The following is a 15,836-nucleotide window of genomic DNA, read 5'->3' on the forward strand; positions in this document are numbered from 1 at the left end:
CACGGCCTACGGGTCAATGGATGAAGTACAGAATGCCCTGATTGATAGCTTTGAATACCTGGACAACAACAAAGATATGGTTTCAAGACTGACCTATTTTAAGTGGATGAATTTGGATATATGAAAGCGAATTGGTATAAGGCTGATTTCGCAGCCATCAAAGGCATGAAAGGCAAAGCCGGAAAGTATGGAGAAACAATCATCAAACTATTACAAGAAGAAGTTCTGGGACAAGAAACTGTCAAGTCCTAATATAGTTGACTCCGTAATGCGCTCTGGAAAGGGGATATTGAAACGGAGGAGGTATGCCTGTAGCGCAGCATGCCACTGCTGCGGAGGATGAATATGGAATTACCGACGTCCCCCGTCGGTTCATGCGCGGCAACCCCAACAAGGGCGACACAACATCCTGTGTAGTGTGATCGGGTGATCGAGTGAACGGGTGAGCACATCTCTTTTCTCTGATCTCTCTTCTCTGATCTCTCTGTGGTGAATTCATCTCTGAATCTCATAAATCTTTCACCTTCGCAGCAGTGGCATGCTGCGCTACGGGTATCACCTTTCCACCTTTCCATATTTCCACTAACCCCCGCCCCCGCTCACCCGCTCATCCATCGCTCAGATTGATCTTCCTGCTCTTAAATCCATAGCCCAGCACGTCATAGACATCCGTGAGGATCATAAAGGCATCGGGATCGATGTCTTTGACGATGTCCGTAAGCAGCGGTACCTGGCGGCGGTTGAGGACGCAGAATAGGACTTTAATATCTTTCATTTCATAGCCGCCCATGCCTTTGAAATAGGTGACGCCGCGTTCGAGTTTGGCATAGATCTCGTCTCTGATCTCATCGACTTCTCTGGAGATGATATAGACGCCTTTGATGTAGGGGAGGCCTTCGCTGGCGAGATCGGTGATCTTGGTGGTGATGAAAAGATTGATGTAGCCCCAGATGAAGATTTTGGGATCTTTGAGGAAAATGGCGACCAAGAGGATGATTCCGGTTTCCACCATATAGTATCCCGTGCCAATGGACAGTCCTGCTTTTTGTTTGATCAGCGCGACGGGAATATCCGTTCCTCCGGTGGAGCCGCGAAATCTGAAAATAATGCCCAACCCAAGACCTAACAAGACCGATCCGGCAATAGCGGAAAGCATCATGTCTTCCGGTCCGAGCATCGCGTAGATGGTTCTACCATTCACGATGTGGGTATATTTGCTCAAGTCTGCGATGAAACCCATCCGGAAAAGAACGGGATAGCTGATCAGATCCGTCATCAGGGCGGTGATGAGCATCCCATACAGAGATTTGCTGCCAAATGACCTCCCGATGAAGACAAAGCTGATGACAAAGAGGGGGATGTTGATCATGATCATGGAAACGCCGTTGGGGATGCCCGTGTAGGCATTGATGATCTGGGACAAACCTCCGACGCCTCCGGGTGCCATGTTATAGGGCAGCAAAAACCATGAATATCCGATGGCGAAGAAAACCGCGCCAAAGAGGATTCCGAGCAGGTGTCCGGCTTCACGCCTGAGTCTTTGTCCGTGAGTGAGCTTTTTCATATTCGGCATCTCCTAATATCTTGACTAATATGGCTCTGTCAGAAATCTGACTTTCTGAAAACTAAAAGGAATTAAACATGATTATCGATCTGAGATTAAACGGTATAAAACACAGCATTATAGAGCTCGAGGAGCCGAAATCCATACACGACGTCGTTCGGGATACGGACATCCTCGCGGACAGCGTTTTGTCCTACAAAATTGACCATACCCAATATGTCAATGATGAATATATCCCGATGCAGAATACGCTGGTAAATTGCATTACCTACAATCACCATGAAGGCAGCCGCATCTATCAGGATTCCGCTATTTTTATCCTCGCCAAAGCGCTGTATGGCATGCTTGGCAACCAGCACGCGCTGGTGATCGAGCACTCAATCGGGGACGGTGCTTTTTGCGAAGTCTTTGGTATTCATCGTTTTTCGGAAACTGATTGCGCGAGGATCAAACAGGAAATGCGCGTCATCGTGGAGAGCGATCTGCCCATCGAACGCATCGAAGTGAAAACTGCCGAAGCGCTGGATATTTTTTCCTCGATGGGACGCAAGGACATCCTTAAAAATCTGAAATACAACTATCGCGAGACCACCACTATCTATCGCTGCGGCAAGTATTACGATAGCTTCATCCGTCCGTTGGCAGATAGAGCGGGCATGATCCAGGAATTTGACGTGGTATATCAGGCGCCGGGTTTCATTTTGAGATTTCCCACCGGCAAAGATTGCAAGATCGCAAGACCCTTCAACCTGCCAAGAAAGCTCTTCGCCATGCATCAGGAACACGACAAATGGCTCGATATCCTCAACGTGCACAACATCATAGACGTCAACAAACTGAATGACAACTATGATATCTCCCAGTTTATCCTGGTCGAGGAAGCTCTGCACGAAAAGAAAATCGCGGAGATCGCAGCGGACATCGTCAAGCGCGAGGACGCGAAACTGATCCTGATCGCGGGACCTTCTTCCTCCGGCAAGACGACCTTTGCCAAGCGCCTCTCGGTGCAATTGCAGGCTTCCAAGGCAAAGCCTCTGATCATCGGCATGGACGACTATTTCATCGATCGAGACAAAACCGCACGCAAGGAAAACGGGGACTTTGACTTCGAATCCATCTATGCGCTGGATCTGGATTTTCTCAATCAACAACTCAAGGCACTGCTGGACGGAGATGAAATCGAACTGCCCCACTATGACTTTTCCAGAGGGGTGCGCAGACGCAGCAACCACTATATCCAAATGGGCAGGGACACCATTGTCGTTATGGAAGGCATCCACGGATTGAACGATCAATTGACCGCTGCGATCCCCTCCGAGCGCAAGGCAAAGATCTATGTGAGCGCTCTCAATCAGCTCAATATCGACAACCACAACCGCATACCGACCACCGATTGCCGCCTGCTCAGAAGAATCATCCGCGATCATCAATATCGCGGTTATAGCGCCAACGATACCATTCTGCGTTGGTCGGACGTTCGCGAAGGCGAGGAAAAGAACATCTTTCCCTATCAGGAAAACGCGGACTATATGTTTAACAGCAGCTTGACCTACGAGCTGGGAATATTGCGCAAACACGTCTGGAAGATGCTCCATAACGTGCCCAAGACATCATCCGCCTTCACGGAATCCCGTCGTTTGATCAACCTGCTCTCCCACGTCGTGGATATTCCGGACGCGCTGGTGCCCTACAATTCCATCATACGCGAGTTTACGAACGGAAGCATTTTCCGCTACTAAAGACGATGAACCGCATACATATATTATCCGAGGATGTCCGCAACAAGATCGCCGCCGGCGAAGTGATCGAACGTCCTGTTTCCGTAGTCAAGGAACTGGTGGAAAACTCCATCGACGCGCAAGCGACAGCGATCACCGTCAATATCGAAAAGGGCGGAAAGGAATTGATCCAGGTGATCGACAACGGATTTGGCATGAGTGCGGACGATGCCATGCTCGCTTTTGAACGCCATGCGACCAGCAAAATCAAGACCGTGGACGATATCATCCACATCGGTTCGCTCGGTTTCAGGGGAGAAGCATTGCCCAGCATCGCTTCCGTGAGTGCTCTCACCCTCGTGACCAAAACCGTAGGAGAAGAAACCGCCTCAAGGATCGAATATTCCTATGGCAGATTGAAGGACATCAGCAAAGCCTCCGCCAATCAGGGCACGATGATCAGCGCAAAGGGTCTGTTCAAGAGTCTTCCCGCCCGGCGCAAGTTTCTCAAAACCGATCAATCGGAGCTGCGTCATATCCTGAAGTATTTCCATTATCAAGCGGTGCTCTATCCCGAAATCAGTTTCAAGCTGGTCGTGGACGGACGCGAGAAACTGAGCTACGTCGCGGCAAAAACGATGACCGAGCGGATGGGTGACGTCTTTGGCAGCGCCTTTTTTCACGATGATATCATCGCTATCGATGATGGATATGAGGATTATCGTCTGCAAGGCTATATCTTTGGTCTCGAAGACCGCAGCGACAAACTCATCGACATCCAATACACTTTTATCAACGGGCGTTTCATCAACGACAAGACGATGAGGCACAGCATTAAAAACGCCTATGAACCCTTTGTGCTCAAGTCCCGCGTCTGGCAAAAAGGCAGCACCCCGCCCTATCTTTTGTTTTTGAGCGTTCCTCCCGAACAAATCGACGTGAACGTGCATCCCGCAAAGCTGGAGATCCGGTTTCGTGAACAGCAGAAAGTGCATTCTTTTACCCTGCAGAGCATTAGCAAAGCCCTGAGGAACTATGAGGATCTGAAATTTGCCGGAGCGAAAAAGAAGTTTCACCAAGCCGCGGAAGTTTCCGCTGCCAGCTCTTTGGAACAGACTATCTTTCGCAATAGTGTGGAAGTTCCCCGCTATTCGGAATATAAAAAGGAATTTGGCAATCTCTATCAGCCGGATCTATTTCGTCCGCCGGTGGAAACTCCGAGGCGTCCGAGCATCCCGATCGTCAATCCCGAGGTGAGGGTGGGGGATCAAATGGAGATCCTTCCCAATTTTTCCAACGACACCGTTTCCATCCGTTTGCTCCTGAAAAGCGAAGAAGATTATATCAATCCATGGCAGTTGCACAACACCTATATCTTCTTTCAGATCGAGGATGGGCTCGTGATCGTCGATCAACACGCCGCGCATGAACGCATCATCTATGAAAAGCTGGTGCATCGAACCAAGGGTACTCCGCCCACCCGGCAAAAACTGATCGTGCCTCTGGTGATCGATATTCCGCCCTATATTTCAGCACAGATCAAAGACCTGATCGAAACCAATCTCGAGCTTTTGGAAAAGACCGGTTTCGTGCTTAAAAAGTTCTCCGGCGATTCTTTGGTGATCGAAGAGATTCCTGCCGAACTGAGCGATTGGCAGGGTGGAAAGATCTTTATCGAAATCCTCAAACAACTGGAGGAAGAGATGGAGATCGGGGCGGATTTTCGTGAGGGTCTGGCAAAATCCATTGCCTGCAAAGCCGCTATCAAAGCGGGGCAGAGGCTCACCCGCAAGGAAATGCTCAATCTGATCAACAATCTCTTTGCTTGCGAAACACCATATTTCTGTCCGCATGGGCGTCCGCTAATCATCAAGATGAATCTTGGCGATTTTGAAAAGAAATTCAAACGTCAATTATGATCCCACTGATCACTATCGAAGGAGCCACCGCGTCCGGCAAAAGCGCTCTGGCACTGAAGCTTGCCTTGGAATTGGGGGCTCAGATCATTTCCGCGGATTCGAGACAAATCTATCGCTATTTGGATATCGGCACGGCAAAACCTTCAAAGCAGGAACTCGCACTAATTCCTCACCACCTCATAGATATCATCGATCCCGATCAGAGCTATAATGCCGGTTTCTTTTGCAGAGATGCGGGCCGGATCATATCGGATTTGCATCAGCAAGGAATACCCGCGATCGCGTGTGGAGGGACGGGACTCTATGTCCGTTCGCTGCTATGGGGCTTATTTGAGATTCCTGAGATACCGTTATCAATCCGCGAAGCGCTCAAACAGCGCTTGGAAATGGAAGGACAGGAGAGGCTCTATCACGAATTGGAGCTAATCGACGCGAGTTTTGCAGACCGGATCAGCCCCAGCGACACGCAGCGCGTTTTACGAGGCTTGGAAGTGTTTCAGGGAACGGGCAAAACTATTAGCACTCATTGGCGTGAGCAGGAGAATATGGCAAAGTACCGGTGCTTTCGCATTCTCGTCGATCCACCCCGCCCCCTGCTCTATGAGCGCATCAACGCGCGCATGGACACTATGGTGGCAAATGGACTGATAGGGGAGATAAGCAGCCTGTTTGAAATGGGTTTCGATACTTTATCACCGGGATTGAACAGCCTTGGGTACAAGGAATATATGCCCTATTTCGCCGGTTTGGAAGATCTGGCAACCTGCACCCTGATAGCCGCTCAACACTGCCGTAATTATGCCAAACGCCAGGCGACTTGGTATCGAAAATGCAAGTTTGATTTGACAATCGGAAATGATTGCATTAGTATGTCCCATATAACGAGATTGATCCGGGATTTCATCCAGGGTTAGTTTAAATGAGGAACACAATGTTCATATTTGCAAAGGTATTTGATATCACCATAAGCGAGGATGAGGTCAAGCGCGAAAGCAAACGGCTCATCGGCGCGTCTGAGAGTGAGGAGCTCACTATCAAGCAAGCGCTTAGCCGTCTTATCGATGAATGCATTCTCTTCCACGAAGCCATCCGTGAAGGATTCGAGATGAACGAATGCGAATTTGACGCTGCTCTGCTTGAAAGCCTTGAGGATATGGACAATACATCAATAGATTGTCCCATGAACATGCGCCAGGCGGAGGAGCTCGAACAATCGCTCAAGCGGCGCATCGTAGTTCGTAAATATATGCGGGCTCTTTGGGAAAAGAGATTAAACATCGGCGAAGCGGAGCTGAACGCTTTCTACGAGGATCAAAAAGAAGTATTCTTTGCTCCTGAGACCGTTCGCGCCTCCCATATCCTGATCAAAAAAGACAGCGAAGACGCGCTTGCAAGGATCTCCGAATTGAGAGCTTCGATCAAGAGTTCCGAGGATTTTCTTGCCCGATGCAACCAATCCGAATGTCCCAGCAACATACGTTGTGGGGATTTGGGCTATTTCCCGCGGGGGAAGATGATCAGAGAGATCGAGGAAGTGGCATTCTCACTGGAATTGAATCAAATCAGCGATGTATTTTCTTCGCCATTTGGGTATCACATTATCATGCTCACGGAGAGGGTTATTCCTCATCAGGTGCCCCTTGACGAGATCCGTGAAAGTCTGAGAACACGGTTGGCTCAGCTCGAGCGCGAGTTTTTCCTCATTCGGCACATCAGCGAGCTGCGCTCAAAACACGAAAGCGCTATTGATATTCTGGTTGAAAACTATAAAGAGGCTTGAGCTTTAAGTTTGCTCAGTCGGGCGAGAATCAGATCAGCAGGGCTGAATCCAGTAGTTCGTAGATTTCATCAATGCTGTCGGTGCTGTTCATGCGTTTGCGAAGTTCAGCTCCGCCGATGATCCCCTTGGTATAGAATCCAATCTGCGAACGCAATTCCTTGACCACGACGCTTTCCCGCTTGATCTGCAGAGCAAGACTGATGTGATCGAATATACATTGCCTCAGCTTGTCTTTGGTTATCGGTGAGGGGGTTTCGCCTCTCATCAATTCTTTGATCTGCTCAAAGATCCAGGGTTTTCCCAGAGCGCCCCGACCGATCATCACGGAATCGCAATTTGTGTGTGAATACAGTTGCAGAGCAGTTTTCGGGGAGATGATATCGCCATTTCCGATCAGGGGAATGCTCAGGTTCTTTTTCAGCAACGCGATATGATCCCAGTCACTTTTGCCGGAAAACATCTGCGTCTGGGTGCGTGGATGCAGGCAGAGAAAATCCGCTCCTGAATCCTGCATCAGCATACCGAATTCGAGAAAGTTGAGATTGTTGAAATCCCAACCGCTGCGAAACTTGACGCTGAGCGGAATCTCTCCGCAGAGGGCTGATTTGCATGCTTTTACGATCTCTCCGGCAAGAGTAAGATTCTTCATCAAAGCGGAACCAGCGCCGCGGCGGACTACTTTTTTCACCGGGCACCCCATGTTGATATCGATAAAATCCGGTTTCCAAGCCAGGCAAAACTCAGCCGCCTTTGCCATTATCAAAGGATCGGAACCAAATATCTGGATGCCGAATGGACGTTCAACGGGGTCAAAGATTATGTATCTGATCGTTTTAGCGGAATCGCGCACCAAGCCGTCGGCACTCACCATTTCGCTGACGAGGACGTCCGCACCATGATCTTTGCAGAGCTTACGAAAAGCCTGATCGGTATATCCAGCCAGCGGAGCGAGCCAGAGCTTGTTTCCGATTAGCTGCTTCAAAGAGAGTAGATCTTCTTGATCGTCGGGATGTCCGGCAAGTCTATCTGCTCCGGGTTCATGTACTTGTGTGCAAATTCAAGATACAAGCCGGAATTGATAAAGAAATCCAATAGGTCGCGGTCGAGATCGCCGTCTTTGACGCAAAAAGCCATGATCCGCAACGATTCGGTGAGAGTTTTCGCTTTCTTATAGGGTCGATCGGCGGCGGTCAAAGCTTCAAAGATGTCTGCCACGGCGATGATGCGGGATTGAATCGGAAGGTCTTCCGCGGTCAACCCCCTGGGATATCCTTTGCCGTTCAGCTTTTCGTGGTGAGTGGCTGCATAGAAGGCGACGTTTTTATACTTCTTGGGGAAACTTAGTTGGGACAGCATATCCCAAGTGACGGATACGTGCGCGGACATCTGTTTCATTTCGGCTGAAGTAAGCGTCCCGCGACGGATTTGAAGGTTGTTCTTTTCATCCTCGCTGATTAGGAAATAGTGCGATCCCTCATATTCAAAACCTATCCCGGCAAGTCGCTCAATGCGCTCAATATCGCTATCGGGAACGAATTCGCCGCCGATATTGACCTTCTTGATGAAGGCAAGCTCGTCTGCAAAATACTGGGAAATATCTCCGGGATCGAGTTCTGCAGAGATGCTTTGGCGAATGAAACCGGTGTATTCTTCTGCCGGAATCAATCTGGACAACATAGTGCAAAGAAGCTTCATGCGTTCAAAGCGAAACTCGACCAAATCGATGCGATCAAGAATGGTCTCCAGTTTTGTGCTCTTGTCCATGATAAATTCAGGGGTGATGATTTTGCCTACGTCGTGCATCCAACCTGCCATGGACAGCTCTTTCAATTCGTTTTCGCTGAACCTGAATTGGGCGTATTTGCCGATCTCCATTGCGTTGATCTTGGCGGCGATCATATCCGTGAGCATTGCCACGCGCATGATGTGGTCGGATGAGTATTTGGATTTTCTTTCAATGCCGGTCGCGATTGAGCGCATGAACTCCATCAACAGGTTTTCCAGGCTTGCAATCAATTTGCGGTTGGACAGAGCGATGGCAGCTTGGGATGAAAGGGAATTTAGCATGGTGCGGTGCTCTTCCGTAAAATTGACGATTTCCCCCTGTTTGTCCATGGCATTGATAATCTGGATGATGCCCAACACTTCGTCCTCATGGTTTTTCAAGGGGATGGTGAGCATCGATTTGCAGCGGTAGTTATGCTTTTTGTCCGTGTTAATCGTACCGGTAATATCATAATCCTTCGTTTCATAGACGTCATCAAAGCACAGACACTGCTTGCCATGATAGACGCTGGTGACAATGTGCGTGAGCCTGGGTTTTCCATCTTCGCTGTAAAGTGGGATGGCTGGCCAATTGATCGGGCTATTGGAACCGCCTTGCTTTATATTCAGTGATCTGGTATAGACGATCTCAAATTCGAGCCTACTTCCATCATCCGAGACCTTGTAGATCGTGGCAGCATCGGCATTGGTAAATGCAATTGCTTCTTCGAGGATCATATCAAAGATCTTGTCCAGATCGGTCTCTGAAGAGAGCGATTCGCCGATCTTGGTGAGCCTTTGGATATGGTTTAATTGTTCGTGTACGAGGGAATTGATGGTATCCACCACAGAATTGAGCATCTGGTTTATTTCTTTACTTTCGCTGATATTGAGCATGGCGTTCTCTCCGGGGATTTAGATTTTTTGGAAGAGCATGAAGTTTGGCTCGAATCCAAGGCGTTTTTGTTCCTGTTCAAACCAGGTGACGATATGAATATCGAGAGAGGGAGTACTCTGAATAGGTTGATCATGAAGACAGAGGAAATTGGGGTTAAGACAAAATTCCTCCGCGATCCAGTTTGCGTATTCATCGTGATCTGTGGAGACCTGAACCTGCGCACCGGAGATCAGGATCGATGCCAGTGCGTCCAGAAAATCCTGTTGGATCAATCTGCGTTTATGATGTTTTTTCTTGGGCCAGGGATCGGGATGCTGGACAAACACTCCGTGAACGGATTCCGGAGGGATAATCTTGGTGATGGCTGAATCGATCAGCTGCCGGATGATGCGGACGTTGGCGTTCAATTTCGGATCAAGCTTTTTCAGGATATTGTTGATGCGTTTTCCCCGCACTTCAAAACCGAGGAAATTCCACTCTGGGTGTAAGCGCGGGTATTGGGAGATGAATTCGCCTTTGCCGCTGCCGATCTCGATGTAGACAGGGTTGTCGTTTCCGAAGATGGACGCGAAACATAAGTGTGTCTCTTTGGCTTCGAGCTCAAAAAAGGTGCGATCGCTAAGCATCGTCCGCGTCGTCTTCCTCTTCCGTTTCCTGGAGGTTTCTCAAGGTTTTGACTTCACTTCGGATAATGATTAGATCGGCTAACGACATCCCGAAACTGATCAGGATCATCACGATCACTGAGCTGACGAATCGCTGGCTCCAGAATCCCTCTTCCAAAGCTTGATTTTTGACAAAGTAAATGCCTCTGAAATAAAGTGTGAGCGCCGCTCCGGCAATTAGTGAAGTGATCAACATGCGCAGCCGCATGATCTTCCGATTGTAAAAAAGCAACAGCACGATGAAGGTCAATGCCAGCGCCAGAGCGAAATTGAGCACAAAAAAGTAGCTGAGTTTCACGCCAATCAGTTTGACGCCCAAAACGCTCATTACCAATGGAAACACCAAAACGCTCAGCCATCCGAGGCTGCTTTTGGCATAATATAGGGTGATGGCGACCATCCCCATGAAAAAAGCGATCGCCAGCGGAACTGCGTTTTGCGCCAGCGGAGATTGCATCCTCACCGCATGACCGGAGACGGAAACGCTTTGCTGGGGCGGGCTGAGCAGTGTCAATCCCAGCATGGTGACCAAAACCGGTAGTACGATTATTAGAAGCATCGTAAGCTTGAAGGCTCTGTCTTGCATATTTAACCTCATAGATTTTTGTTGACGTATCAACCTGAATGCAATTTTGTGGTAAGCCGTCAGAATGTCAATAATAAACGTATTTTGGAGATAGATAATGCTGAGTGTCATGCGAAACCTGAGAAATAAACTGGCAAAAACGAAAAACGGATTTTTGGGTAAGATCGCCGAAGCGATCCGATTGCGCGGCAAAGTGGACGAATGCCTGATCGAAGAGATTGAAGACATCCTGCTGCGCAGCGACACCGGGGTCGAAATGACTCAGTTGGTGATTGACCGCCTCAAAGAAGCCGTCCGGTTTCATCACATAACCGATGCCGCAGAAGTGCAAAAACATTTGGAAGAGTATATGCAGGCGGTTTTGCTGCAAGATTATAGCGAGGAAACGAGTCTCTGGGATCAGATCAATGCCAAGCCTTATGTGATCGTCTTCGTTGGCGTGAACGGAGTGGGGAAGACCACCAGTATCGGCAAGGTGGCATATCATCTTCAAAATAGAGGGAAAAAAGTGTTGATCGTTGCCGGAGACACTTTTCGCGCCGCGGCGATCGAACAGCTTGCCATTTGGGCAGAACGCGCCAATGCCGCAATAATCCGCTCTCAGCAGGATGCCGATCCTGCAGCGGTGATCTATGACGGTATCAATTCTGCGTTGGCACGCGGATACGACGTGGTGTTGATCGACACGGCGGGGCGTCAGCACACCAAGGACAAACTGATGTCCGAGCTGAGCAAGATCGACCGCACGATCAAAAAACTGCTCCCGGACGCACCTCATCAATGCCTTCTGGTAGTGGACGCCACCACCGGGCAAAACGCCATTTCTCAAGCGACCCATTTTGATAAAGCGATCAAACTTACCGGTTTGATTCTCACTAAGTATGACGGCACTTCCAAGGGCGGAATCATCTTCAACCTGAAACACAAGCTCCATCTTCCGGTGAAATTGATCGGGGTGGGCGAGACGGTCGAAGATCTCGAAGTCTTTAGGATCGAGGACTTTATCCGCGCTTTCTTTAGTGAAACCCCAGGTTCCAATCAGGAGGAAAACCAATGAAAAACTCTGCTCTGAAAATCATCAACCCAGTCTTGTTCGGGCTGTTCATCACCACTTTGGTAGCCATGCTGCTATATCGCTTTGGACCGAACGCAATGCGCGGCAGCGAGACTCTCGCAAGCATCCATGCCAATGCGGGATTGCTCTTTGTCACCGGCGGGATCATTCATCTGTTGTTTAATTGGGGTTGGGTGCGCATGAATATCTTCGGGATCAAAAAACGCAAAAAATGAACTGGCTGGAGCTGGAACAAACCCAAGCCTTTGCAGATCGCCTGTCCCGGATCATCGAAACGGGAGGAGAACCCAAAGGGATTCTGCTGCTCGTCCGTCAGTTGATGGAAGCGGTCTATAAAGCCCTGAGCGCGGATAGCCGCACTTCTTTCAACGGTTTCTTCGCCCGCATGCAATATGTGCATGAAAACATCAAACTTCCAGCTTCCATCAATTCGCAAATTAACGGGCTCCGCATCGCCGGAAATTCGGCAGCGCATGATCCCGTTTTCACGATCGACGACGGCACAATCGGATCCGGAGTCTTGGCGATTCGTGAACTGCTCAAATATCTCAATGACCAATGCGACCTGTCTTCGCTGTCAGGATTCATCGAATCTACAAACGCCAAAGGTTTTGAATTCAAAGCCCACAGCGCCAAAGAGAGTTTTGAGGGCGTCGTCCAAAGCTGGAAAATCAATCGGGACGACAATCGGGAAAGCTCCATCGAGATTGACCTTATCAATAGCGACGGCAACACGGTTTCCCTATTCCTACGCAACGAAAACAGCGATAACCTCGGGAGGCAATGGTCTGTTTTGGGACGCGTTATGTGGAAATATGCCACTCTGAGTGTGTATGACGCCAGCATCTCCAGTGGCAGGGAAAACAGCTATACCTCAAACCCGACTACGCTGATCGTGCTCGAGCCGGACTTTCTCTTGGACGCCAGCGCGATCTCGGAGTGTTTCTCTGCCGGAGGCATGAATCCCGAAAACTATATCATCAACCGCCTGGTCAGCGAACCGAGCACGGATAAAATGCTTCAGGGCACAACCGTGAACAACATCTTCGATGAATTGTTGTTCAACCCCGATGGCGATTATCAGGAGCTTTTCCGCAAAAGCCTGGCACAGCAACCGATCTCGATGGTGGCGATTGGATTTGAATCCGCCACTTCGATCTATAATAGCATCAAAGATATCCACCTACCCCGCATTCGGGACTTTGCCCGCAATCTTCAGAACGAAGAGATCATGCTGGAACCCTCGTTTTTGTGCCCGGAATACGGTTTGCAGGGCAGGCTGGATCTGCTTTACCGCAAGGAGGGCAAATACTATATCGTTGAGTTGAAAAGCGGCAAAGCGCCCGCATACGATCTCTGGATCCAGCATCACATGCAGGTGATCGCCTATAATATGATCATCCGCAACTCCTTTGGCAAACCCGCTCTGGGCACGAGCGCGATCTTATACACCGCCGCCGGGAGCAACAATCTGCGCCACGTGGTCAATACCGTTCTCATGGAACAGAACCTGCTCACGTGCCGCAACCGCATCGTCGGTTTGATGCACATCCTCGCTTCTGAGCCGGAACGCGTATTCAGTTGGATGCTCAAGCAGGAAACCGCCGACGGAAACCGGTTTATCAAAAAGAAACTTGAGGAGCTGAAAAATCTGATCGGATCGCTCGAAGGCTATGAATACCAGTGGTTTCTGGATCAGGTGCGTCTCACGGTGCGTGAGATCTGGTTTGTCAAAACCGGCTCTTCCGGAAACCGCGATGAGAGCATTTATGGGCACAACGCTCTCTGGCAGCAAAGCCCCGCGGAAAAGAAACTGCGCTATCGGGTGATTGACGGTCTCGAAGTCATCGAAACCGCGCATAACCTCATCCGGCTCGCCATCACCCAAAAAGACTATATTTCAGATTTCAGGGAAAATGACATCGTTGTGCTCTATCGAGCCGATCGTCTGGTGTCCAAGCAGGAAATCCTCCGCGGAGTGATCACCCGTCTGGATGATCGTGTTCTCGAGCTGATGATTCGCGGTGGCTTGAAAAACAGCGCGCGTTTGAATGAAAAAGGCTTTTGGGTGATCGAACACGACGTCCTGGAAACCTCGCTCTACAACCCCCTTAGCTCCATCGTCCATTTTCTCCGCTTGGAAAAGATCAAACGCTCCATCATGCTGGGAAGGGATCAACCTCGCGTTCATAATGATATCGGGATTACAGACGAAACGGACTATCTGACCAACATCATTGCCGCCATTGAAGCCGCGAAAGACTATTACATCATCCAAGGTCCACCCGGAACAGGAAAGACCTCGGGACTGCTCACGGATTACCTCAAGCGCCAATATCAAAACAGCGAAAAACACATCCTCGTGCTCAGTTTCACCAATCGCGCCGTGGACGAGATTTGCCACTGTTTGAAAAGAAATCAGATAGATTTCATCCGCACCGGCTCTTCGCAGGTGATTGAAGACGACCTGCTTTCCAGACAGATCGAGGGGAAACGCTTTGCCGAGATCGAGCAGATCGTGAAATCAAACCGCATCTGGGTGGCGACCGTGCAAAGCTGCAATGCCTGGATAAACGACTTTACCAAAATGTTTCGCATCGATGAATTGATCATCGACGAAGCCTCGCAGATCATCGAAAACAACATCCTCGGCATCATCGCCAGAGCAGAAAAAACCATCCTGATCGGAGACCAGAATCAGTTGCCACCGATCAGTGTCCAATCCCGGGGCGATGCGTTTTCACACCCGGAACTCAAGGAGCTTTTCTATGGCAGCTACTGCCAGTCCCTGATGGAACGCCTCTATCGCAACTGCATCCACAAGGGCTGGAACCACGCATGGTTCATGCTGCACCGCCACTATCGGATGCACGATGAGATCGCCGGACTCGTGCAAAAATTCTATTCTGGCAGATTGATCTCTATGCGCGAGGAGCAAAAAGCTCCATTGGTAAAGAATTCGGATCATCTCATCCTTTCCAGCAGGATCGTCTGGGTGGAATGTCCCCGTTCGGACGACGCCTATTTTGACCTCCGGCAGGCTCGGATCATCATCCACATCATCAAGTTGCTGAAACAAGAGCTAACAATCGGCAACGAGGAAATCGGCATCGTTGCCCCTTTCAGGGCTATGATCCACGCCCTGAGGCAGAAACCGGAAACAGAAAATATCACCATCGACACCGTTGAGCGTTTTCAGGGTTCCGAACGCCGGGTGATCATCATCAGCCTGCCGCTCAAGAGCACGCGTGAGCTTCGCGGCATCGAAGCACTATCCGATGACGGATGCATCGACCGCAAACTCAACGTTGCCGTCAGCCGCGCCAAGGAACGCCTCATCATCTTGGGTAATATGCAATTGTGCCGTTCATCCGCTCACTATGCTTTTTTGATGGACAAGATAGCGGCAGATTCGATCGTGATACCATACGATCGGTTAACTTAAGTAAAGATATATCAGACAAGGAGTAAACATTATGTCTCAACCCAATCAACCCAATCAACCCAACCAGATCAACATCAAGATCGACGAAAAAGTCGGCGAAGGCACCTATGCCAATTTCTTTGTGATCACAAATTCCCCTTCCGAGTTCGTTATCGATTTTGGCAGAATCCTCCCCGGGATACCCGATGCCAAGATCTATTCACGGGTGGTTTGCACGCCCCAACACGCCAAGCAACTCTCACAATTGCTGATGAAAAACATCGAAACCTATGAAAGCCAGTTTGGCGAGGTCAAGATTCAGGGCATGCCGGAAAACAAGCCGGTTGGCTTCAAACCCGAAAGATAAACAACCGACTCCGCTTGTCTGAGATATCGGAACAAGCATTTATTCTCAGGACTGCGCAGGCTTCTCCGCAGCATCG

General features: G+C 49.5%; 14 protein-coding genes. 9 read left to right on the forward strand and 5 right to left on the reverse strand.

The genetic code is table 11. The features are described 5' to 3' along the window. The first annotated feature begins 120 nt into the window (after nt 1–120). Nucleotides 121–252, forward strand: a complete 132-nt coding sequence (locus Q8M98_03810) for a hypothetical protein (GenBank protein ID MDP3113883.1) — start codon at nt 121–123, stop codon at nt 250–252. A gap of 355 nt (nt 253–607) precedes the next feature. Here the strand turns inward: Q8M98_03810 and Q8M98_03815 are convergent, their stop codons facing one another. Continuing rightward, the gene (locus tag Q8M98_03815; protein ID MDP3113884.1) at nt 608–1,564 is read right to left on the reverse strand and encodes a YitT family protein; all 957 of its coding nucleotides are present in this window, start codon (nt 1,562–1,564) and stop codon (nt 608–610) included. 77 nt (nt 1,565–1,641) lie between these two features. On the opposite strand from Q8M98_03815, the gene Q8M98_03820 reads away from it, so the two are divergent. From Q8M98_03820 to Q8M98_03835, 4 genes are read left to right on the forward strand one after another with little or no spacing between them, the layout of a single operon-like run. Continuing rightward, on the forward strand, nt 1,642–3,303 hold the full coding sequence (locus tag Q8M98_03820) for a nucleoside kinase (GenBank protein MDP3113885.1): 1,662 nt from the start codon (nt 1,642–1,644) through the stop codon (nt 3,301–3,303). A 5-nt stretch (nt 3,304–3,308) separates the two neighbouring features. Then, entirely contained in the window at nt 3,309–5,201 is a 1,893-nt protein-coding gene (mutL, locus tag Q8M98_03825; GenBank protein MDP3113886.1) for a DNA mismatch repair endonuclease MutL, read from the forward strand. Next, nucleotides 5,198–6,115 (forward strand): tRNA (adenosine(37)-N6)-dimethylallyltransferase MiaA, encoded by a 918-nt coding sequence (gene miaA / locus Q8M98_03830; protein ID MDP3113887.1) that lies wholly within the window; start codon nt 5,198–5,200, stop codon nt 6,113–6,115. The genes mutL and miaA overlap by 4 nt, the downstream gene beginning before the upstream one ends. A gap of 17 nt (nt 6,116–6,132) precedes the next feature. Continuing rightward, a complete protein-coding gene (locus tag Q8M98_03835; GenBank protein ID MDP3113888.1) occupies nt 6,133–6,981 on the forward strand; it encodes a peptidylprolyl isomerase in 849 nt (282 codons plus the stop codon). A 28-nt stretch (nt 6,982–7,009) separates the two neighbouring features. On the opposite strand, the gene dusB is transcribed toward Q8M98_03835, so the two are convergent. Genes dusB through Q8M98_03855 form a run of 4 tightly spaced genes read right to left on the reverse strand, consistent with a single transcriptional unit; the run spans nt 7,010 to nt 10,894 of the window. Beyond that, entirely contained in the window at nt 7,010–7,963 is a 954-nt protein-coding gene (dusB, locus tag Q8M98_03840; GenBank protein ID MDP3113889.1) for a tRNA dihydrouridine synthase DusB, read from the reverse strand. Further along, nucleotides 7,960–9,642, reverse strand: a complete 1,683-nt coding sequence (locus tag Q8M98_03845) for an HD domain-containing phosphohydrolase (protein MDP3113890.1) — start codon at nt 9,640–9,642, stop codon at nt 7,960–7,962. The genes dusB and Q8M98_03845 overlap by 4 nt, the downstream gene beginning before the upstream one ends. A gap of 18 nt (nt 9,643–9,660) precedes the next feature. Beyond that, complete coding sequence (trmB, locus tag Q8M98_03850; protein ID MDP3113891.1) at nt 9,661–10,269, reverse strand: tRNA (guanosine(46)-N7)-methyltransferase TrmB; 609 nt, start codon at nt 10,267–10,269, stop codon at nt 9,661–9,663. Further along, nucleotides 10,262–10,894, reverse strand: a complete 633-nt coding sequence (locus Q8M98_03855) for a hypothetical protein (GenBank protein MDP3113892.1) — start codon at nt 10,892–10,894, stop codon at nt 10,262–10,264. The genes trmB and Q8M98_03855 overlap by 8 nt, the downstream gene beginning before the upstream one ends. A 97-nt stretch (nt 10,895–10,991) precedes the next feature. On the opposite strand from Q8M98_03855, the gene ftsY reads away from it, so the two are divergent. Genes ftsY through Q8M98_03875 form a run of 4 tightly spaced genes read left to right on the forward strand, consistent with a single transcriptional unit; the run spans nt 10,992 to nt 15,760 of the window. After that, nucleotides 10,992–11,951, forward strand: a complete 960-nt coding sequence (gene ftsY / locus Q8M98_03860) for a signal recognition particle-docking protein FtsY (GenBank protein ID MDP3113893.1) — start codon at nt 10,992–10,994, stop codon at nt 11,949–11,951. Further along, on the forward strand, nt 11,948–12,184 hold the full coding sequence (locus tag Q8M98_03865) for a hypothetical protein (GenBank protein ID MDP3113894.1): 237 nt from the start codon (nt 11,948–11,950) through the stop codon (nt 12,182–12,184). The genes ftsY and Q8M98_03865 overlap by 4 nt, the downstream gene beginning before the upstream one ends. Continuing rightward, nucleotides 12,181–15,414: an ATP-dependent helicase gene (locus Q8M98_03870; protein MDP3113895.1), complete on the forward strand. Its 3,234-nt coding sequence runs from the start codon at nt 12,181–12,183 to the stop codon at nt 15,412–15,414. The genes Q8M98_03865 and Q8M98_03870 overlap by 4 nt, the downstream gene beginning before the upstream one ends. Before the next feature lie 31 nt (nt 15,415–15,445). Continuing rightward, nucleotides 15,446–15,760: a DUF3467 domain-containing protein gene (locus tag Q8M98_03875; GenBank protein MDP3113896.1), complete on the forward strand. Its 315-nt coding sequence runs from the start codon at nt 15,446–15,448 to the stop codon at nt 15,758–15,760. Nucleotides 15,761–15,836 lie beyond the last annotated feature (76 nt).

The organism is Candidatus Cloacimonadaceae bacterium (assembly GCA_030693415.1).
Taxonomy (GTDB): Bacteria; Cloacimonadota; Cloacimonadia; order Cloacimonadales; family Cloacimonadaceae; genus JAUYAR01.